This is a genomic window from Streptomyces sp. BI87, assembly GCF_025957665.1.
Classification (GTDB): domain Bacteria; phylum Actinomycetota; class Actinomycetes; order Streptomycetales; family Streptomycetaceae; genus Streptomyces; species Streptomyces albidoflavus.
In genome coordinates, this window is the sequence record NZ_CP110079.1 from 3236332 (window position 1) to 3255011 (window position 18680).

Annotated in this window: 17 protein-coding genes; 3 read left to right on the forward strand and 14 right to left on the reverse strand. The window is 74.3% G+C overall.

The genetic code is table 11. The features are described from left to right. Positions 1–237: 237 nt before the first annotated feature. Entirely contained in the window at positions 238–1152 is a 915-nt protein-coding gene (locus OIM89_RS14205) for an aminoglycoside phosphotransferase family protein (RefSeq protein WP_030696122.1), read from the forward strand. A gap of 84 nt (positions 1153–1236) precedes the next feature. On the opposite strand, the gene OIM89_RS14210 is transcribed toward OIM89_RS14205, so the two are convergent. The 10 genes from OIM89_RS14210 to OIM89_RS14255 all read right to left on the reverse strand — a co-directional run bounded on the left by OIM89_RS14210 (position 1237) and on the right by OIM89_RS14255 (position 11537). Then, positions 1237–1650, reverse strand: a complete 414-nt coding sequence (locus OIM89_RS14210) for a DUF3151 domain-containing protein (protein ID WP_023418505.1) — start codon at positions 1648–1650, stop codon at positions 1237–1239. 35 nt (positions 1651–1685) lie between these two features. Continuing rightward, a complete protein-coding gene (locus OIM89_RS14215) occupies positions 1686–3215 on the reverse strand; it encodes an MFS transporter (RefSeq protein WP_226964132.1) in 1530 nt (509 codons plus the stop codon). Between the two features lie 59 nt (positions 3216–3274). Continuing rightward, a complete protein-coding gene (locus tag OIM89_RS14220; protein ID WP_217467734.1) occupies positions 3275–4426 on the reverse strand; it encodes a MalY/PatB family protein in 1152 nt (383 codons plus the stop codon). 135 nt (positions 4427–4561) lie between these two features. Beyond that, positions 4562–5611 carry a class II fructose-bisphosphate aldolase gene (gene fbaA / locus OIM89_RS14225; protein WP_257203729.1) on the reverse strand — a complete coding sequence of 350 codons (1050 nt, stop codon included), beginning with the start codon at positions 5609–5611 and terminating at the stop codon, positions 4562–4564. A 219-nt stretch (positions 5612–5830) separates the two neighbouring features. Beyond that, positions 5831–6379 (reverse strand): orotate phosphoribosyltransferase, encoded by a 549-nt coding sequence (pyrE, locus tag OIM89_RS14230; protein ID WP_264491326.1) that lies wholly within the window; start codon positions 6377–6379, stop codon positions 5831–5833. 52 nt (positions 6380–6431) lie between these two features. Next, positions 6432–7214: an aldose 1-epimerase gene (locus tag OIM89_RS14235; RefSeq protein ID WP_374118630.1), complete on the reverse strand. Its 783-nt coding sequence runs from the start codon at positions 7212–7214 to the stop codon at positions 6432–6434. 89 nt (positions 7215–7303) lie between these two features. After that, positions 7304–8338, reverse strand: a complete 1035-nt coding sequence (locus OIM89_RS14240; RefSeq protein WP_030696116.1) for an SRPBCC family protein — start codon at positions 8336–8338, stop codon at positions 7304–7306. 94 nt (positions 8339–8432) lie between these two features. After that, the gene (locus tag OIM89_RS14245) at positions 8433–10082 is read right to left on the reverse strand and encodes a polyamine aminopropyltransferase (protein WP_030696115.1); all 1650 of its coding nucleotides are present in this window, start codon (positions 10080–10082) and stop codon (positions 8433–8435) included. 233 nt (positions 10083–10315) lie between these two features. Continuing rightward, a complete protein-coding gene (locus OIM89_RS14250; protein WP_264491327.1) occupies positions 10316–10861 on the reverse strand; it encodes a DUF2617 family protein in 546 nt (181 codons plus the stop codon). Positions 10862–11273: 412 nt separating this feature from the next. Continuing rightward, positions 11274–11537, reverse strand: coding sequence for a hypothetical protein (locus OIM89_RS14255; RefSeq protein WP_030696113.1), 264 nt, complete (start codon positions 11535–11537; stop codon positions 11274–11276). A 264-nt stretch (positions 11538–11801) separates the two neighbouring features. Between OIM89_RS14255 and OIM89_RS14260 the strand changes: the two genes are divergently transcribed. After that, positions 11802–13061 (forward strand): pyridoxal phosphate-dependent aminotransferase, encoded by a 1260-nt coding sequence (locus OIM89_RS14260; RefSeq protein WP_254643101.1) that lies wholly within the window; start codon positions 11802–11804, stop codon positions 13059–13061. A 22-nt stretch (positions 13062–13083) separates the two neighbouring features. Here the strand turns inward: OIM89_RS14260 and OIM89_RS14265 are convergent, their stop codons facing one another. Together OIM89_RS14265 and OIM89_RS14270 are read right to left on the reverse strand one after the other, a co-directional pair. Then, positions 13084–13521: a hypothetical protein gene (locus OIM89_RS14265; protein WP_151168758.1), complete on the reverse strand. Its 438-nt coding sequence runs from the start codon at positions 13519–13521 to the stop codon at positions 13084–13086. 134 nt (positions 13522–13655) lie between these two features. Beyond that, entirely contained in the window at positions 13656–14096 is a 441-nt protein-coding gene (locus tag OIM89_RS14270; protein WP_151168760.1) for a DUF3224 domain-containing protein, read from the reverse strand. A gap of 119 nt (positions 14097–14215) precedes the next feature. On the opposite strand from OIM89_RS14270, the gene OIM89_RS14275 reads away from it, so the two are divergent. Then, a complete protein-coding gene (locus tag OIM89_RS14275; protein WP_030696109.1) occupies positions 14216–15193 on the forward strand; it encodes a helix-turn-helix transcriptional regulator in 978 nt (325 codons plus the stop codon). 84 nt (positions 15194–15277) lie between these two features. Here the strand turns inward: OIM89_RS14275 and OIM89_RS14280 are convergent, their stop codons facing one another. Then, positions 15278–15805 (reverse strand): YbjN domain-containing protein, encoded by a 528-nt coding sequence (locus OIM89_RS14280; RefSeq protein WP_003949192.1) that lies wholly within the window; start codon positions 15803–15805, stop codon positions 15278–15280. A 139-nt stretch (positions 15806–15944) separates the two neighbouring features. Next, on the reverse strand, positions 15945–18527 hold the full coding sequence (clpB, locus tag OIM89_RS14285; protein ID WP_264491328.1) for an ATP-dependent chaperone ClpB: 2583 nt from the start codon (positions 18525–18527) through the stop codon (positions 15945–15947). Positions 18528–18680 lie beyond the last annotated feature (153 nt).

The following is an 18680-nucleotide window of genomic DNA, read 5'->3' on the forward strand; positions in this document are numbered from 1 at the left end:
TGGGGGCAGGGTCGAACTTGGGTGCGAGCAGGCTGTTCACGGCGTTCTCTCTCCTCAGGACCGACGGCGGGTGGTGCGCGACCGGTCGTTCACCTCCGGTCGCACATTCACCGACATCACGGAGAGTAACCACGATCGCCCTACGGAAGCGACAATTCCGTGCAAGTGTTCGCTTACACGTACGGGTGAACCCACACTGGGTGCCCGCACGCCCCCGCCCCACTACCGTCTCCCGGCATGACCCACACCGACGCCGCCCCCGAACTGGTCCGGTCCCTGCTGCGCGAGCACCACCCCGACCTGGCCGGGCTCCCGCTGAGCCTCGCCGCCCGGGGCTGGGACAACCAGATGTGGCGGCTCGGCGACCGTCTCGCGGTGCGGCTGCCCTGGGCCACGGAGTCCGCGGACGCGCTGCTGCGCAAGGAGCACGCCTGGCTGCCCGGCCTCGCCCCGCACCTGCCGCTGCCCGTCCCGGTCCCCCGGCACCTCGGCGAGCCCTCGCCCCTCTTCCCGCGCCCCTGGCTCCTCACCACCTGGGTGCCCGGCGAACCCGCCGACCGCGCCCCCGCCACCCGCGCCGGCCAGGCGGCCGACACCCTGGCCGCCTTCCTGACGGCGCTGCACCGGCCCGCCCCCGCCGGGGCGCCGGACGGACGGGGCCGTGGCGGGCCGCTGGCCGGCCACGCCGAGGGGTTCGCCCGGCAGCTCGCCTCCGCCACCGAGCTGGGGCTGGTCCCCGACCCGGACGCGGTGCGCGCCGTCTGGGAGGACGCCGCCGCCGCGCCCGAGTGGACCGGCCCCCGCCTGTGGCTCCACGGCGACCTGCACCCGGCCAACGTCCTCACCGCCGGCGGCACCTTCTGCGGCGTCATCGACTTCGGCGACCTCTTCGCGGGCGACCCGGCCGGCGATCTCGCCGCCGCCTGGGTGCTGCTCCCGGACGGCGCCGCCGACCGCTTCCACCGCGCCTACCGCCCCACCCCGGACAGGGCGACCCTGCGCCGCGCCCGCGGCTGGGCGGTGCTGCGCTCCCTGGCCTGCCTCCACATCGGCCACGCCGGGGTGCACGGCCGCCCCGGGGGCAAGGCCAGCTGGGGACCGCCGGCCCGGCGCGCCCTGGAACGCCTCGTCGCGGCGCACGCCGGGCGCTGACCGGGCCCGCGCACGGCAGAGGCCGGGCGGAATCCCGCCCGGCCCCGTACCGCACGCCGTGCCGGCGTCCTCGTTCCGCCCGGATCAGCCCAGGGTCTGGGCGGCCGTCGGCGAGGAGTCGCGCAGGAACTCCGTGCAGCGCTCGTACTCCTCCTGCTCGCCGATGGCCCCGGCGGCCCGCGCCAGCGCGTGCAGGGCGCGCAGGAAGCCGCGGTTCGGCTCGTGCTCCCACGGCACCGGGCCGTGGCCCTTCCAGCCGGAACGGCGCAGGGAGTCGAGGCCCCGGTGGTAGCCGGTGCGCGCGTAGGCGTAGGACTCGACGACGCTGCCGTTCTCGAAGGCGGCGTCGGCGAGCTGGGCCCACGCCAGCGAGGACGTGGGGTACTTCGCGGCGACGTCGGCCGGGGCGGCACCGGCGGCGAGCATGTCGCGCGGACCGGGGTCTTCGGGCAGGTGGGTCGGGGGCGGTCCCCCGAGCAGGTTCTCGTGAATGGCCATGGTTTCCAGTTTGCCTGGCCGCGGCGGAAGTTCCGCTACCGGCCCGGCTCCGGCTCCAGGCCGGGCGCCCCCACCGCACAGCTCGTGCGGGGCTCGGAACGTCTCAGCGCCGGGTCGTCGGCGGGCCTGCGCACCTGCCACCAGGCGAGGGCGGCGCCGATCACCAGCAGCCCCGCGCACATCGGCATGGCCCGCCGGAACGCCGCCTCGAACTCCGGCGCCGACCGGTACGCCTCCGGCGTCATCCGGGCCAGCAGCGGCAGCGCGGCCACCGCGACGAGCCCCGCGGCTCGCGCGGCCGCGTTGTTGATCCCGCTGGCCAGCCCCGCCTTGCCCGCGTCCACCGAGGCCAGGACGGTCGCGGTCAGCGGCGCCACCATCGTCACCAGCCCCACCCCCAGCAGCGCCACGGCGGGCAGCACGTCGGTCAGGTAGGAGGCGCCCGGGCCGGCCCGGAGCATCAGGAGCATGCCCGCCGCCGCGATCAGCGGACCGACGGTCAGCGGGATGCGCGGGCCGATGCGCTGGCCCAGCTCGCCGGACTTGGCCGAGAAGAGCAGCATCAGGACGGTAGTCGGCAGCAGCGCCGTGCCCGCGCCCAGCGCCGAGTACCCGGCCACCACCTGGAGCTGGATGGCGGCGAGGAACATGAAGCCGCCGAGTGCCGCGTAGACGCAGAAGGTCACCAGGTTGACCGAGGTGAACAGGCGCGAGGAGAAGATCGACAGCGGCAGCATGGGGTCCGTCCGCCGCCGCTCCACCCGGACGAACACCACCCCGAGCACCACGCCCGCCACCGCCGCCCCGATCACCACCGGCGAGGCCCCGTCGCTCGGCGCCTCGATCAGCGCGTACGTCACCAGCGCGAGCGCCAGTGCCCCGAGCACGGCCCCGAGCACGTCGAACCGCCGCCGCCCGCCCGCCCCGGCGCGCACGCCCTCCGGGACGCTGGTGTCCCGCGACTCCGGGACGTGCCGCAGCGCCACCGGGACGCAGACCAGCGCGAGGGGGACGTTGAGGAAGAAGACCCAGCGCCAGCCCGGCCCGTCCACCAGCCAGCCGCCGACGAACGGCCCGATCGCCGCGCCGACCCCGCCGAGCCCCGACCAGAGGCCCACCGCCTTGGCCCGGTCGTCCGGATGGAACCCGGACTGGATCAGCGCCAGCGAGCCCGGGGTGAGCAGCGCCCCGCCGACCCCCTGGAGGGCGCGGGCCGCGATCAGGACGATGTCGTTGGGGGCGAGGCCGCAGGCGAGGGAGGCGACGGCGAACCAGATGACGCCGATGAGGAAGACCCGCCGCCGCCCGAACCGGTCGCCGAGCGCCCCGCCGAGCAGGATCAGCCCGGCGAGCGTGATCATGTAGGCGTTGACAGTCCACTGGAGGGCCGCCAGGTCGGTGTCGAGGTCGCGGCCGATGCGCGGCAGCGCCACGTTGACCACGGTCGAGTCGAGCATGGCCATGCTGGACCCCAGCACGGTGGTGAGGACCATCCACCGGCCCGTGGCGTCCTTCAGCCGGATCTCCCCGGCCCGTTCCACGCCCTCGCGCCGATGCGTCGCCATGGGCCGATCGTGCCGCCGCCCGGTCCGGACCGCCATCGCACGGGGCCGGCCGGGTCCCGCTATCCGCGCAGGGCCCTGATCAGCGCGTCGATGCCCGCTTCCGCCTTGGCCCGGGAGCACCCCACGTTGAGGCGGACGAAGCCCGGGGCGTCGTAGACGGAGCCGCGCATGACGGCGACCTTCTCGCGCTCCACCAGGACGCGCTGGAGCGCGTCCTCGTCGACGCCGAGCGGCCGCAGGTCGATCCAGGCCAGGTAGCCGGCCTCCGGCGGGGTCCAGCCCAGTTCGGGGAAGGCCGCGTCGAGGCGGTCGGCGAGGAGGGCGAGGTTGCCGGCGATGTAGGCACGGGCCGCGTCGAGCCAGGGGGCGCCGTGGCGGTAGGCGGCGATGTGCGCGGTGAGCGAGAGCACGGCGGGCGAGGCGAGTCCTTCGCCGGTCTCCATCCGCCGGACGAACGCGGCGTGGTCCTCGGCGTTCCCGAGGAAGCCGTACGAGCCGGTGAGCGCGGGGAAGTTGAACGCCTTCGAGCCGGAGGTGACGAGGGCCCAGCGCTCGCCCTCGCCACCGAAGCGGGTCCACGGGAGGTGGCGGCGGCCGGGGTGGACGAAGTCGGCGTGGATCTCGTCGCTGATGACGGCCACGCCGTGGCGGCGGGCGAGGGCGGCCAGCGCGGTCAGTTCCTCCGCGCTCCACACCTTGCCGGTCGGGTTGTGCGGCGAGCAGAGCAGCAGGACCCGCGCCCGCTCCCGGGCGAGCAGCCCCTCCAGGACGCGGAACTCCGGGTCGTCCAGCGGCGCGGGCACCCGCACGCGGCCGAGCCCGTCGACGGCCTTGCGGAACCCGTCGTAGGTCGGGGTGTGCAGGACGACCTCGTCGCCGGGCTCGGTCCACATCCGCAGCAGCTGGGAGAGCTGGTTGAGGACCGAGGGGGCGTAGACGAGCCGGCCGGTGTCGACGGTGGTGTCGTGGCGGGTGGCGAACCAGTGGGCGACGGCCGGGCGGAAGTCGCCGAGACGCCAGTCGGTGTAACCGAAGACGCCGTGGGATATCCGCTGGTGAAGCGCGTCCAGGAGGACCGGCGCGGAGCGGAAGTCCATGTCGGAGATGGTGAACGGCAGCAGCCCGTCCACTCCGAACCGGACGGCGACGCCGTCCCACTGGACGCTCCACGTGCCGTGCCGGTCGACGGGGGTGTCGAAGTCGAAGCTCACGGGCGGGCGCCTTTCGCGGGACGGGGCAGGGAGGCGGAGCACGGGGAACGGCGGCGGGCCCGGCCCCTCCGGCGGTGAACCGAGGGGGCCGGGCCCGGGGCGCGGCGGGTCAGGCGCTCAGGCCCGGCCCGGCGGTCACTTCAGGCGGGTGCCGGCCGACCGCAGGTTCTGGCAGCCGACGACGACGCGGGCGGCCATGCCGGCCTCCGCGGACTTGCCCCAGGTGCGGGGGTCGTACTGCTTCTTGTTGCCGACCTCGCCGTCGACCTTCAGCACGCCGTCGTAGTGGCGGAACATGTGGTCCGCGACGGGGCGGGTGAAGGCGTACTGGGTGTCGGTGTCGATGTTCATCTTGACGACGCCGTTGGCCAGCGCGGTGGCGATCTCCTCCTCCGTGGAGCCGGAGCCGCCGTGGAAGACGAAGTCGAACGGCTGGCTGCCCGCGGGCTTGCCGAACTTCTCGGCGACGCTGGACTGGAGGTCGGCCAGCAGCTCGGGGCGGAGGACGACGTTGCCCGGCTTGTAGACGCCGTGGACGTTGCCGAAGGAGGCGGCCAGCAGGTAGCGGCCCTTCTCGCCCAGGCCGAGCGCCTCGGCGGTGCGGATCGCGTCGTCCGGCGTCGTGTAGAGCTCGTCGTTGATCTCGTGGGTGACGCCGTCCTCCTCACCGCCGGTCGGGGTGATCTCGACCTCGAGGATGATCTTGGCGGCGGCGGCCTTGGCCAGCAGCTCCTGGCCGATGGCGAGGTTGTCCGCGAGGGTCTCGGCCGAGCCGTCCCACATGTGCGACTGGAAGAGCGGGTTCCTGCCCGCCTTCACGCGCTCCTCCGAGACGGCGAGCAGCGGACGGACGTAGCCGTCCAGCTTGTCCTTGGGGCAGTGGTCGGTGTGCAGGGCCACGGTGATGTCGTACTTCGCGGCCACGATGTGCGCGAATTCGGCGAGCGCGACCGCGCCCGTCACCATGTCCTTGTTGTGCTGACCGCCCAGGAACTCCGCACCACCCGTGGAGATCTGGATGATGCCGTCGCTCTCCGCCTCCGCGAAGCCGCGCAGGGCGGCGTGGAGCGTCTGCGACGAGGTCACGTTGATGGCCGGGTAGGCGAACTTGCCTGCCTTCGCCCGGTCGAGCATCTCGTTGTAGACCTCGGGGGTTGCGATGGGCATGTGTTCGCTCCTTGTGATGTGCCGGTACGTACTTGGCCCTGACCTGGGGGCGACGACATCGTCGTGTCCATCTTTCCAGACTTGCCCCCGGCCTCCACCCGAGGGGACGGGCCAGGAGGCGACACTTCCCGCCACAGATCACCACAATCCGCCACTCCGGCGCCGCCCGGGAGTCCTCCCGGGCGGTTCCTGCGGATACGCGATGTTTCACGTGAAACATCGCCCCGTCGCCGGAGGTCAGCCGAGGCCCAGCTCTTCCAGCGCGTACGCGTAGAGGTAGGGGACCCCGGCGGTCTCGGCGATCTTCTCGCCGGCGCCCGTGGCGCGGTCCACGATGGTCGCCACCGCGACCACCTCGGCGCCCGCCTCGCGGGCCGCCTCCACGGCTGTCAGCGGCGAACCGCCGGTGGTCGACGTGTCTTCCACGACCAGGACCCGGCGGCCCTTGATGTCCGGGCCTTCCACGCGGCGCTGCATGCCGTGGGCCTTGGCCGCCTTCCGGACGACGAAGGAGTCCAGCCGCCGCCCGCGCGCCGCGGCCGCGTGCAGCATCGAGGTGGCCACCGGGTCGGCGCCCAGCGTCAGGCCGCCCACCGCGTCGAACTCCAGCTCCTTCGTGAGGTCGAGCATGACCTGCCCGACCAGCGGCGCCGCGGCGCCGTCCAGCGTCACCCGCCGCAGATCGACGTAGTAGTCGGCCTCCAGGCCGGAGGAGAGGGTGACCTTGCCGTGCACGACGGCCTTGTCCTTGATGTGGTGCAGCAGCTCGCCGCGTACGTCGCTCATGCGGGGAATTTTACGGGCGGAGCATGCGGCGGACCCGGGCGCGGTCCGGCGCTCAGCCCAGCCGCCGCCAGCTCCACGTCGTGGACGCCTCCAGCGGGTCGAGCGGGGTGACCAGGCGCGGGGCGGTGTTGAGGCCGTTGGGCGGGCCGGTCTGCGGCTCGACGCAGACGGCCTCGGCCTGCTCGTCGTAGACCACCACCCACTGCTCGCGCGAGGTGACCGTCAGCTCCAGCTCGCCGGGCCAGACCACCTGGACGTCGACGCCCTCGGGCATCCCGAAGCAGTCGTCCCACGGGCCGGGGAGGGGGTCGAGCCGCCGCCCGGTCGGCAGGTGGTCGGCGCCGCGCTCCTCCTGCCAGGCCGCGTCGAACTCCAGCCGGACACCCTCCCCGCCCTGCCCGAGGTCGCGCAGGAACCAGGGGTGCCAGCCGGCCTGCGCCGGGAAGGAACTCTCGTACGCCTCGATGCCCAGGGAGAGCGTGAGCGCGCCCTCTTCCAGCGCGACCGTCTGCGTCACCCGGCCCGGGTAGGGCCACGGGTCGCCCAGTTCGTAGCTGAGCACGGCCTCGGTGGCGGAGGCGCGGACCACCTTCCAGGGAACTTCGCGCCCGGTGCCGTGGATGGCGTGCGGCGGGTTGTTCAGCGGCAGCTGCCGCACCTCGGCGCCGTCCCGGAACCGTCCCTCGGCCACCCGGCCGCACCACGGCACCATCGGGAAGCTGCCGAACCCGGCCCCCTGGCGTAGCAGTTCCACGCCCCCGATCCGCAGGCTGGACAGCCGTCCGCCGTTGCCCGCGTCCACCGACACCTCGGCCTCGCCAGCGGCGAGCCTCACCACATCCTCAGTACTCACGCCTCCGACCCTAGAGGGTGGCGCCGGGATGCACCGCGCGGCGGGTCCCGGCCGGCCGGCTCCCGGGCCGCTCAGGAGGAGCGGCGCCGCAGGGCGCGCCCCACCACCACGGCCGAGGCGACGACCAGGGCGGCGGCGGGAGCGGCCCAGCGCAGGGTGGCGGAGGTGGTGGAGGAGGAGGGGGCGGGGACGGGGGCGTAGCGGCCGCGCGGGGGTGCGTGGTCGACCTCCTCGGCGCTCCGGCCGATCATCGTGCGCCGGGCGTGGGCGGCCTCGGCGGGCTCGATGTCGGGGACCTCGATGACCTCCTCGACCTCCTCGTCGAGGTCGATCTCGTCCTCGTCGAACTCGTCCTCGTCCTCGGCGCCGTCCCGGCTGTGGATGGCGGCCGCCAGTTCCTCGGGGGTGATCTCGTCGTCGTCGGTGAGGCCGGCCGGGGTGCGGGGCTTCGGCCCGTCCTCGGCGGTCTCGTCCTCGGGCTCCTCGGCCCGCGCCCCGTCCTCGGGCCGGTCCTGGCCCCCGGGCCGCTCGTCTTCCCCGGCCACGTCCGGACCGGCCGCCGGGGTTCCGCCGACCGGTGTGTCCAGGAGCGCCCCGGCGTCCTCGCCGGTGCCCTCGCCCACGTCGGACGGCCCGTGCCCGGAGGCGCCCGCTTGCCCGCCCGCGTCCCCGGCGAGCGCTTCCACCGCCTGGGTGAGCAGGGCGCGGACCCCGCGCTCCGCCGCCACCGGGTCCAGCCGGGCGCCCCGGCCCTCGACGCGGGAGCGCACCTCCAGCACGACGCGGGTGCCGCCCTCGGCCGGGGTGAGCCGGAGCCGTACGGTGGCCCGCCCGTGGCCGGTGCCGCGGGCCTCGCCGCCCTCCACCTCGAAGACGTAGGCGCCGTCGGCCTCGGTGGTCAGCCGGAGCGTGCCCCGGTAGGTGATGGTGCGCCCGTCCAGCCGCAGCCGCAGCCGCCCGGTCAGGGCGCTCGCGGCGCCGCCCGCGCCGCCCTCGGCCGCGGGATCGAGCTGGAGTCCGGGGACGCCGCGGACGGCCGTCGCGGGGGCCCGCAGCGCGGCGCGCAGGGCCTCGGCGGGCACCGGAACGAACACCTCATGCTCCATGCCAGCCGAGCCTACCCACGCCGACGCCGTCCTGTACCCGCGTCGACGGCGCCGGAAGGGCTCGGGCGCCCTGTCGCCGCCCGGTTCGGGTGGCTCAGTGCGGGTAGCGCGGGTGGCTGAGGGTGGAGGGCGGCAGGTCCGGCAACCGGGTGGCCTCGGCGGCCAGGCCGCCGGCGCGCAGGGCGGCCGGGTCGAGCGTGAGCGGGGGTCCGCCGTCACCGGGGGGCGCCAGTGTCAGCGGCGGGCGCTCCCGGCCCGCGAGGAGGAACCCCCAGTCGGGCGCCTTCGGGTGGTCGCGCGGGGCGCGGTCCGGGCCGAAGGCGAAGGCGCCGCCGGTCCCGGAGGCGCTGTAGGGGGTGGTGACCAGCCCGGCCGCGCGCAGGGTCGCGTCGACGGTCCAGAAGGTCTTCGGGCGGTCGGCGGGCGAGCCGGAGTGGACGGCGATCCTGCCCCCGGGGGCGAGCACCCGCGCGGCCAGGCCGAAGAACTCCTCGGAGTACAGCTTGGTGCTGGAGGTGATGCCGGGGTGCGGCAGGTCGGCGATGACCACGTCGTAGCCGCCGCCCGGCCGCGCGCCCGTCCCCGTACGGGCCGAGCGCAGCCAGTCGAAGGCGTCGGCGGTGACCGGGTGGAGGCGCCGGTCGCCGTAGGCGCGGTCGTTGAGGGTGGTCAGGCCCGGGTCGCGGCGGGCCAGGTCCACCACGGCCGGGTCGAGTTCGACCAGGTCGACCCGGCGCACGCCCGGGTGGCGCAGGACCTCGCGGGCGGCCAGGCCGTCGCCGCCGCCGAGGATCAGGACGCGGGCGTGCGGCCCCGCCATCGCGGGGTGCACCAGCGCCTCGTGGTAGCCGTGTTCGTCGGCGCCGCTGACCCGCAGCCGGCCGTCCAGGTAGAGGGCGAGGGTCGGTCCCTTGCCGCCGGTGAGGACGATCTCCTGGACCTCGCTCTGCACGGCGACGCGGACGTCCGCCCCGTACATCGCCCGGCGGGCCGCGTCCTCGAAGTCGCCGACGAGGGCGGCGGCGGTGCCGAGGAGGGCGAGGACGGTGACGTTGAGGAGGACCAGCAGCCGCCGGGAACGCCGGGAGAGCTCGCGGCCGAAGAGGCCGAGGACCAGCGCGCCCCCGGCGAAGGCGTTGACGGCGCCGGTCAGCAGGGCACCGGTGAGCTGGCCGAGGAGCGGCAGCAGCAGGAAGGGGAAGGCGAGGCCGCCGACGAGGGCGCCCACGTAGTCGGCGGCGAAGAGGTCGGCGACGGCGCCGCCCGCGTCCTGGCGCCGGATGCGCTGCATCATCTCCATCAGCAGCGGCACCTCGGCGCCGATCAGCACGCCGATCAGCAGCGAGAAGCCCACCATCAGGAACCGGGCGCCGCCCAGCCCCCCGGCGAACCACTCGGGGGACCAGGCGAAGGAGGCGTAGAGCGCCAGCGCGCTGACCCCGCCGACCAGCGCGAGGATCGCCTCGACGACGCCGAAACCCAGTGCGGCACGGCAGCGGAGTCGTTTCGCCAACAGCGCGCCCACGCCCATCGCGAAGACCATCACGGAGAGCACCACGGACGCCTGGGTGACCGAATCGCCCATCAGGTACGAGGCGAGGGCGACCAGTTCCAGTTCGTAGACCAGGCCGCAGGCAGCGCAGACGAAGACGGTGGCGAGCACCAGCAGCCGCGCCGGGCCCGGGCCGACCGGCAGCCCGCCGCTGAACTCCCGCCCCCGCGAAGCACGTTCTGCTCCGGGCACGGGTCGGGTCGGGGCTACGGGTTCCGTCACCCCGTGAACGCTACGTCACTGCTCCGCCACACCCTGTCACCCGCAAGAGTGCCCCAGGAGCGGGGAGCGGGCGCGGGCGCGCCGGGTCGCCCCGCACCGCGCGCGCCAACGCCTCGCACGCCCCACCGGACACCCCGGACCCGCCCGGCGCACCCGCACCGGACACCGCACCTCACGCGGCCCCCGCGCCCTCGCGAGGCGGGTCAGGAGCGGGCCGCCTCCGCCGTCCGGCGCACCCGCCGGGCGCTGCGCGCACCGGCCCGGGAGCGGGTGACGACGAGCTGCCCCTCCTCCGGGTAGGCGTGCCAGGTCCGCCAGTGCATCTGGCCGTCGCGCCACTGGGCGATCAGCGCGGTGAAGGCGTCGGGGCTGCCCGGGAAGACCCCGGCGAGGCCGTGCGGGTGGTCGGCGACCAGGGTCAGCAGCTCCTGGGCACGCCCGGAGAAGGCGCTCGGCGTCATCACCTCGACGCGCGCCGAGAACTCGTACTCCCAGTCGCCGACCCGCTCCGAGACGCCGACCGGCAGCGGGCTCTTGCTGCCGGGGATGCAGGCCACGGTCTCCGAGCAGACGCCGCGCTCCTGCTCCAGCAGCACCTGGTGGGAGGCGCCCAGCAGCCTGAGCTGCAACGCGGTGCCGCCGAGGCGGAGATCGAGGGTGGCGAGGGCGGGCAGCGGCTCACGCCCCAGGGCCCAGGCGAGGTCGGACGCACGTGTATCGGTGTAGACGGTCTTGAGGGTCGTGAGCATGACTCGGCTCCGCAACACGCAGGAATGGGTGGCCGCCCCTCACGGGAACTCGGAGTACGCGGGCGAAGTCCCGGGGGCTGTATGGACGGATTCGAGGGAATCACGAACCACCTTGGCGCCACAGCGTTTTTACCCGATCACAGAGGGTTTCCATCCCCCCGGGGGTGAAATAGCTCAACCGTTCAACCATCTACACCCGCAACCTCACCGGCGCCCCCGCCCCACGCGCCCCGCACGCCCCAATTCCCGCTTCACGCAGGTGAATCGATTCCCCCTCCGCCCACGGACACGCCCCCGGCGCCCACGCCCGCGCTCCCCCGTGCGAGGCGGTCCCCCGGACGCGGGGGCGTACGAGATCCGGCGCGCGCGAGGCGAGCGCGCGCCGGAACGAGCCACGAGGCCGCGCGGTGCGTCAGCTCCCGCCGCCGCAACCCCCGCCACCACCGCCGCCCCCGCAGGAGGAGCCCCCGTCCGACGAACCGCCGCCGGAGGAACCGCTGTCCGAGGAACCGCTGTCCCACCAGCCGCCCCCGCCGCCGCAGCCACCGCCGGTGGCGCCGCCTCCCGAGTACGAGCCGCCACCGGACCGGCGCCTGCGCTTCGCCGACGCCTTGCTCCGCCGCGCCGCGATCAGGCAGACCACGCCCACCACCACGAACCCCGCGAATACGAACATCACAGCCCTCCCCGTAGTCGTCCCCGTCCCCCTGAGTCCGCCGGAGCCTCCCACCGGTCTCCCGGTCGCGGGCGCCCCGTCGTGACGGGTTCGCCTTGACGATCCCCCTGCCGCCCGACGCCCAAAGCGGAGTTGAGGAACTCCAGAGGTTCGCGCCCGCACGCCCGGCCCCACACCCCCGCCCCGCCCCGCACCCGCCTGGCACAATGGCCGCTCGGCACGGGTCCGGCACGCCGGACAGGGCGCGACGGACGGCGGAACACCATGAACGACAGGCCCCTCCTCAACCGCAGGCTGGCCGAATTCGGCACCACGGTCTTCGCCGAGATGTCGGCCCTGGCCCAGGCCACCGGCGCCATCAACCTCGGCCAGGGCTTCCCCGACACCGACGGGCCCGAGGAGGTCCGCGAGGCCGCGGTCCGGGCCCTGCGCGACGGCCTCGGCAACCAGTACCCGCCCGGCCCCGGCGTCCCCGAGCTGCGCCACGCCATCGCCGAGCACCAGCAGCACCGGTACGCGCTCACCTACGACCCCGACACCGAGGTCCTGGTCACCGCCGGCGCCACCGAGGCCATCGCCGCCTCCCTGCTGGCCCTGGTCGAGCCCGGCGACGAGGTCATCGCGCTGGAGCCGTACTACGACTCCTACGCCGCCTCCATCGCGCTGGCCGGTGGCACCCGCGTCCCCGTCCAGCTCCGCCCCGACGCCGGGTCCGGCACCTTCCGGCTCGACCTCGACGAGCTGCGCGACGCCGTCACCCCGCGCACCCGCCTCATCCTGCTCAACACCCCGCACAACCCGACCGGCACCGTGCTGACCCGCGAAGAACTCGCCGCCGTCGCCGAACTCGCCGTCGCACGCGACCTCCTGGTCGTCACCGACGAGGTCTACGAACACCTCGTCCTGGACGGCGCCCACCTGCCGCTCGCCTCGTTCCCGGGCATGCGCGAGCGTACGGTGACCATCAGCAGCAGCGGCAAGACGTTCTCCTTCACCGGCTGGAAGGTCGGCTGGGTCACCTCCACCCCCGCCCTGGTCTCCGCCGTCCGCTCGGCCAAGCAGTTCCTCACCTTCGTCTCGGCCGGCCCCTTCCAGTACGCCATCGCCGAGGCCCTGCGCCTGCCCGACGCCTACTACGACGATCTGCGCGACTCGCTGCGCGCCAAGCGCGCCCTGCTCACCGACGGCCTCACCGCCGCCGGCTTCGGCGTCTTCCGCCCCTCGGGCACGTACTTCATCACCACCGACGTCCGCCCCCTCGGCCACACCGACGGCATCGACTTCTGCCGCCACCTCCCGTCCCGCGCCGGTGTCGTCGCCATCCCCAACGCCGTCTTCTACGACGACAAGGCCGCCGGCTCCCCCTTCGTCCGCTTCGCCTTCTGCAAGAAGGACGAGGTACTGAGCGAGGCGGCGGAGAGGCTGGCGGGGCTGGGGGGCCAGGAGACGGCGGAGGGCAGCACCTGGAACGAGCCGGTGTTCTCGCGCACCTACGAGGGACCGGGCCGCACCGAGAGCGACTGACCAGCGCGCGCCAGGCGGCTGGTCAGGGTCGGCCCCGGCCCCTCGACTCGGCCCTCCCCCGCGCGATGGCCCGCCACGACACCACCGCCCGGCGCACCCCGTCCCCCGTGCTCAACTCGGCGGCGTCGGAGAGGGATTCGAGGAGTTCGAGGGTGAAGGCGCGGGTCTCCCGGGCGTCGAGGTGGCGGGTCCAGGGGAAGACCTCGGGGAGGGCCGCCTGGAGGGACTTGGCGCCGTCCTTCTGCTTCAGCAGGGCGAGGAAGAGGCGGGAGGCGGTGGTCAGGTTCTTCTCGGCGATCTCGGCGACCGATGCCGTGGTCAGCACCAGGTCCGGCGCGTCCTGGAGGGTGAGGCGCAGCCGGCCCGCGGTCGCGACCCTCGCCGCGACGCCCCGCGGGTTCCGGAAAAGGTCGGTGAAGGAGACGGACGCCGACTCCGCACCGGGATGAGTGACAGCCATCCTCAGAGTGTCGCCGGAGCGCGAGACCCACGGGCCCCCGGCGCAGGGGCGTGCGGGGGCGGCGCACGGCGCACTGAGCGCGCGGGGTCGTTCCGCGGGCCCGCGTACGTCGGGTACGCCACCCTCGCCCCCGTTCACCCCACCTCGTGAGCGAACCGGTACGCGACCTTCCGCTCACCGTGCCGCGCCGTGTACGACCCGGAGCCGGTGAGCCGTTGGAGAGGATCGGCGGTGTGGGTGGGGACGACGGTGAAGGCGCACTCGACGCCCTCGGGGGTGAAGGTGGCGCGCTCCTCCAGAACGAAGGTGCCGGTGCGGCCCGCCACCGTGCCGGTGAGGAGCTGGATGCCGGTGCAGAAGCCGGCGGTGGGCGCGGAACCGTCCTCGGGGACCGTGTACGCGATGGTGTACGCGCAGGTGGTGCGGGTCGCCTCGATGGCACCGGAGTAGGTGTTGGCGACCAGGGCGCGGGCCAGGCGGACCGGGCCGTCCTGCGGGCCCAGGGGGGATTCCTGCCAGCCCTCGCAGACGAAGTGGCCGTGGGTCTCGGCGGGCATGGGGGTCTCGGCGGGCATGGGGGCGGGTCCTTCCGGGAGGGGAGCGGGCGGCGGGTGCCGTCCTCGCACCGGAGAGCCTGGTGGGCGTACCTGACACCTCCTGTCAGGTACCGGTGCCGGGGGCGCAGAATGCCCGCATGCGCGCGGACCGGCTCGTCTCCCTGCTCCTGCTGCTCCAGAACCGGGGGCGGCTGACCGCGCCCGAACTCGCCGCGGAGCTGGAGGTGTCGGTCCGAACCGTCTACCGGGACGTGGAGGCGCTGGCCGCCTCCGGGGTCCCGGTCGTGGCCGAGCGGGGGCCCCTCGGCGGCTACCGCCTCCTGGGCGGCTACCGCACCCGGCTGACCGGCCTGAACGAGGCCGAGGCGGGCGCCCTGCTGCTGGCCGCGCTGCCCGGGCAGGCCCAGGATCTCGGGCTCGGCCCGGTCCTCGCCTCGGCCCGGCGGAAGGTCGGGGCCGCCCTGCCGGGCGCGGCGGCCGAGCGGATGCGGCTGGTCGGGGAGCGGTTCCACCTGGACGCGCCCGGCTGGTTCCGGGAGGCCGATCCGGCCGGGCACCTCGCGGCGGTCGCGCGGGCGGTGTGGGAGCAGCGGGTGGTGCGGGCGCGCTACCGGCGGTGGCGCGGTGAGGTGCGCCGGGAGCTGTGCCCGCTGGGGATCGTCCTCAAGGGCGGCCTGTGGTACCTGGTCGCCGCCTCGGGCGAGCGGGCGGACGGGCCGGTGCGGACGTACCGGATCGCGCGGCTGGCCGAGGCGGAGGTGACGGGTACGCGGTTCGCGCGGCCGGAGGGGTTCGAGCTGGGGGCGTACTGGTCGCGGTCGGCGGAGCGGCTGGCGGCGGCGGTGCGGCAGGAGACGGCGGTGGTGCGGCTGTCGCCCCGGGCGGTGAAGCTGCTGCCGATGCTCTTCGGGGCGGCGGGGAGCGAGGCGGCCGAAAGCGCCGGGGAGCCGGACGCGGCCGGGTGGGTGCAGGTGCGGCTGCCGGTGGAGGCGGAGGCGGTCGCCGTCGGGGACCTGCTGCGGCTGGGGGCCGAGGCGGAGGTACTGGCTCCGGCGGGGCTGCGGGCGGCGGTGGCGCGGACGGTGGCGGAGCTGGCCGGGCGGTACCGGGAGTGAGCCCAGGGGCGGGCGCGCCGGAGCCCGCCCCGCTGGGGTGCGGGACGGGCTCCGGGGTCGCCGTGGGGCGGGAGGGGGTGCCTCCTACTCCTCGTCGTTCTTGGGCTCGGCCGAGTCGACCTCCGACTCCAGGCCCAGCTGCTCGACCAGCCAGCGGTCGAACTCGATGGCCGCGCGGACCCAGCTGACGGTGGAGGAGACGAAGTGCTCCAGGGCCACACCGGTGCCGATCAGCATCTGGGCCTCGCCGATGAGGCGGACCGTGCCGTCGTCGTGGGTGTGGGTGTAGACCTTCGGCCACAGGGTGCGGCGGTTCCAGTCGTCGATCGACTCGAGCAGCTTCGGCTTGTCGTCGATCTGGTGCGGCCGGTCGTAGAACGTCCGCACCGAGAAGACCTGCTGGTCACCCTCGCCACGGAACATGAAGTAGGTGCGGAACTCCTCCCACGGCGCCGCGAGGTCACCCTCGTCGTCGACGACGTACTTGAGCTCCATCTGGTCCAGCAGCTGCTTGACCAGATCCTGGTCGGGGACGACGGGGCCCGCCGGTCCTGCTGCCTGCGGTTCGGGCTTGCCCCCGAAATTCGGAATGGAGGACGGGTCGATGCTCACCGTGTGATTCCCTTCGTACGGTTTCCCGTGCATCCTCTCCCATCCCCGCCCGCCCCTGGCAACCCCGCGGCCCCGCCACCCCCGCGTGTCCGCCGAGGGCTCAATCCGTACGGCGGACACGCGGGGCCGGGGCAGGGCGTCAGCCCTCGGCGCGGCCGACGAGGAGGCCGTCCTCGACGCGGTCGACGCGGACCGTGTCGCCGTCGCGGACCTCGCCGGCCAGGATCTCCTTGGCGAGCCGGTCGCCGATGGCCGTCTGGATCAGGCGGCGCAGCGGCCGGGCGCCGTACGCCGGGTCGAAGCCCTCCTTGGCCAGCCAGGCCAGCGCCTCCGGCGTCACGTCGAGGCTCAGGCGGCGGTCGGCGAGGCGCCTGGCCAGTCCGGCGATCTGGAGTCCGGCGATGCGGGCCAGCTCGTCCTCGTCCAGCGCCGAGAAGATCACCAGATCGTCCAGCCGGTTGAGGAACTCCGGCTTGAAGGAGGAGCGGACCACCTCCATGACCTGCCGCTTCTTCTCCTCGGGCGCGGAGCCGACCAGGTACTGGCTGCCGAGGTTGCTGGTCAGCACCAGGATGGTGTTCCGGAAGTCGACCGTCCGGCCCTGCCCGTCGGTGAGCCGCCCGTCGTCCAGCACCTGGAGCAGGATGTCGAAGACCTCCGGGTGCGCCTTCTCCACCTCGTCGAGCAGCACCACGCTGTACGGGCGCCGCCGCACCGCCTCGGTGAGCTGGCCGCCCTCCTCGTACCCGACGTAGCCGGGAGGCGCGCCGACCAGGCGGGCCACCGAGTGCTTCTCGCCGTACTCGCTCATGTCGATGCGGATCATGGCCCGCTCGTCGTCGAAGAGGAAGTCGGCGAGGGCCTTGGCCAGCTCGGTCTTGCCAACGCCGGTCGGGCCGAGGAAGAGGAACGAGCCGGTCGGGCGGTCCGGGTCGGCGATCCCGGCGCGGGTGCGGCGGACCGCGTCCGAGACGGCCTGGACGGCCTCGCTCTGGCCGATCAGGCGGCGGCCGAGTTCGGCCTCCATCCGCAGCAGCTTCTGCGTCTCGCCCTCCAGCAGGCGCCCGGCCGGGATGCCGGTCCAGGAGCCGACCACGTCCGCGATGTCGTCGGGGCCGACCTCCTCCTTGACCATGGTGTCCTTGGCGGCCTCCTCCTCGGCCTCGGACGCCACCTCCAGGTCGCGCTCCAGGGCGGGGATCTCGCCGTAGAGCAGCTTGGAGGCGGTGTCGAAGTCGCCGTCGCGCTGGGCGCGTTCGGCCTGGCCGCGCAGTTCGTCCAGGCGCTCCTTCAGCTCACCGACGCGGTTGAGGGACTGCTTCTCCTTCTCCCAGCGGGCGGTGAGCCCGCGCAGCTCCTCCTCGCGGTCGGCGAGGTCGCGGCGGAGCTTCTCCAGCCGCTGCCGGGAGGCCGGGTCGGTCTCCTTGTCGAGCGCCAGCTCCTCCATCTTCAGCCGGTCGACGGAGCGCTGGAGCTCGTCGATCTCCAGCGGCGAGGAGTCGATCTCCATGCGCAGCCGGGAGGCCGCCTCGTCGACCAGGTCGATGGCCTTGTCGGGCAGGAAGCGCGAGGTGATGTACCGGTCGGAGAGGGTCGCGGCGGCCACCAGCGCGCTGTCCGCGATCTGCACCTTGTGGTGCGCCTCGTACCGGCCCTTGAGGCCGCGCAGGATCGCGATGGAGTCCTCGACGCTGGGCTCGGCCACCAGCACCTGCTGGAAGCGGCGCTCCAGCGCCGGGTCCTTCTCGATCCGCTCGCGGTACTCGTCCAGCGTCGTCGCGCCGACCATGCGCAGCTCGCCGCGGGCCAGCATGGGCTTGAGCATGTTCCCCGCGTCCATGGCGGAGTCGCCGCCGGCGCCCGCGCCGACCACGGTGTGCAGCTCGTCGATGAAGGTGACGATCTGGCCGTCGCTCTCCTTGATCTCGGAGAGGACCGTCTTCAGCCGCTCCTCGAACTCGCCGCGGTACTTGGCGCCCGCGACCATCGCGCCGAGGTCGAGCGAGACCAGCCGCTTGTCCTTCAGCGACTCGGGGACGTCGCCCTTGACGATGCGCTGGGCCAGCCCCTCCACGACGGCGGTCTTGCCGACGCCGGGCTCACCGATGAGGACCGGGTTGTTCTTGGTGCGCCGCGAGAGCACCTGTACGACGCGGCGGATCTCCTGGTCCCGGCCGATGACCGGGTCGAGCTTGCCCTCACGGGCGGCGGCCGTGAAGTCCGTACCGAACTTCTCCAGCGCCTTGTACTGCCCCTCGGGGTCTGGCGTGGTCACCCGGCGTCCTCCTCGTGTGTTCTGGAATGCCTCCAGCAGCCTCTCGGGCGTCGCGCCCTGCCCGCTGAGCACCTCGCCGGCCTGGCCGCCCTTGGCGGCGATGCCGATCAGCAGGTGCTCGGTGGAGAGGTACTCGTCGCCGAGGTCCTTGGCGCGGCGGTCGGCGTCGGCGATGACCGCGAGCAGTTCCCGGTTGGGCTGCGGCGGGGCGACGGTCGAGCCGGTGACGCTGGGGAGCGAGCCGAGGGCGCGCTCGGCGCCCGCGCGGACCGCCGCCTGGTCGGCCTCGACGGCGGCCAGGAGGTCGACCAGGTTCTCGTTGTCCTGCCCCTCCAGGAGGGCCAGGAGCAGGTGGGCCGGGGTCAGGTCCGGGTTGCCCGCGGAGACCGCCCGGGTGGTCGCCGCGTTCAGCGCGTCCCGGCTCCTGTTGGTCAGCTCTGCGTCCACGTCTTCGTCTCCTCGTCCGTCCGTCCCGTCGTGCCTCGTACGTCGTGCGTGCCGCCCGGCTCATCGTGTCCCGCCGGGGCCCGGTCTGTCGCGCCGGGGCGCGCCCGCGACCGGCGTGTACCCAGCCCGCACCGGGCCGGCACTGACAGAGCC

What these genes read in the sequence shown, in the direction of transcription:
- OIM89_RS14205 (WP_030696122.1), top strand. Translation starts at nt 238, where the DNA reads ATGACCCACACCGACGCCGCCCCCGAACTGGTCCGGTCCCTGCTGCGC.
- OIM89_RS14210 (WP_023418505.1), bottom strand. Translation starts at nt 1,650, where the DNA reads ATGGCCATTCACGAGAACCTGCTCGGGGGACCGCCCCCGACCCACCTG.
- OIM89_RS14215 (WP_226964132.1), bottom strand. Translation starts at nt 3,215, where the DNA reads ATGGCGACGCATCGGCGCGAGGGCGTGGAACGGGCCGGGGAGATCCGG.
- pyrE (WP_264491326.1), bottom strand. Translation starts at nt 6,379, where the DNA reads ATGAGCGACGTACGCGGCGAGCTGCTGCACCACATCAAGGACAAGGCC.
- OIM89_RS14240 (WP_030696116.1), bottom strand. Translation starts at nt 8,338, where the DNA reads ATGGAGCATGAGGTGTTCGTTCCGGTGCCCGCCGAGGCCCTGCGCGCC.
- OIM89_RS14250 (WP_264491327.1), bottom strand. Translation starts at nt 10,861, where the DNA reads ATGCTCACGACCCTCAAGACCGTCTACACCGATACACGTGCGTCCGAC.
- OIM89_RS14255 (WP_030696113.1), bottom strand. Translation starts at nt 11,537, where the DNA reads ATGTTCGTATTCGCGGGGTTCGTGGTGGTGGGCGTGGTCTGCCTGATC.
- OIM89_RS14260 (WP_254643101.1), top strand. Translation starts at nt 11,802, where the DNA reads ATGAACGACAGGCCCCTCCTCAACCGCAGGCTGGCCGAATTCGGCACC.
- OIM89_RS14265 (WP_151168758.1), bottom strand. Translation starts at nt 13,521, where the DNA reads ATGGCTGTCACTCATCCCGGTGCGGAGTCGGCGTCCGTCTCCTTCACC.
- OIM89_RS14270 (WP_151168760.1), bottom strand. Translation starts at nt 14,096, where the DNA reads ATGCCCGCCGAGACCCCCATGCCCGCCGAGACCCACGGCCACTTCGTC.
- OIM89_RS14275 (WP_030696109.1), top strand. Translation starts at nt 14,216, where the DNA reads ATGCGCGCGGACCGGCTCGTCTCCCTGCTCCTGCTGCTCCAGAACCGG.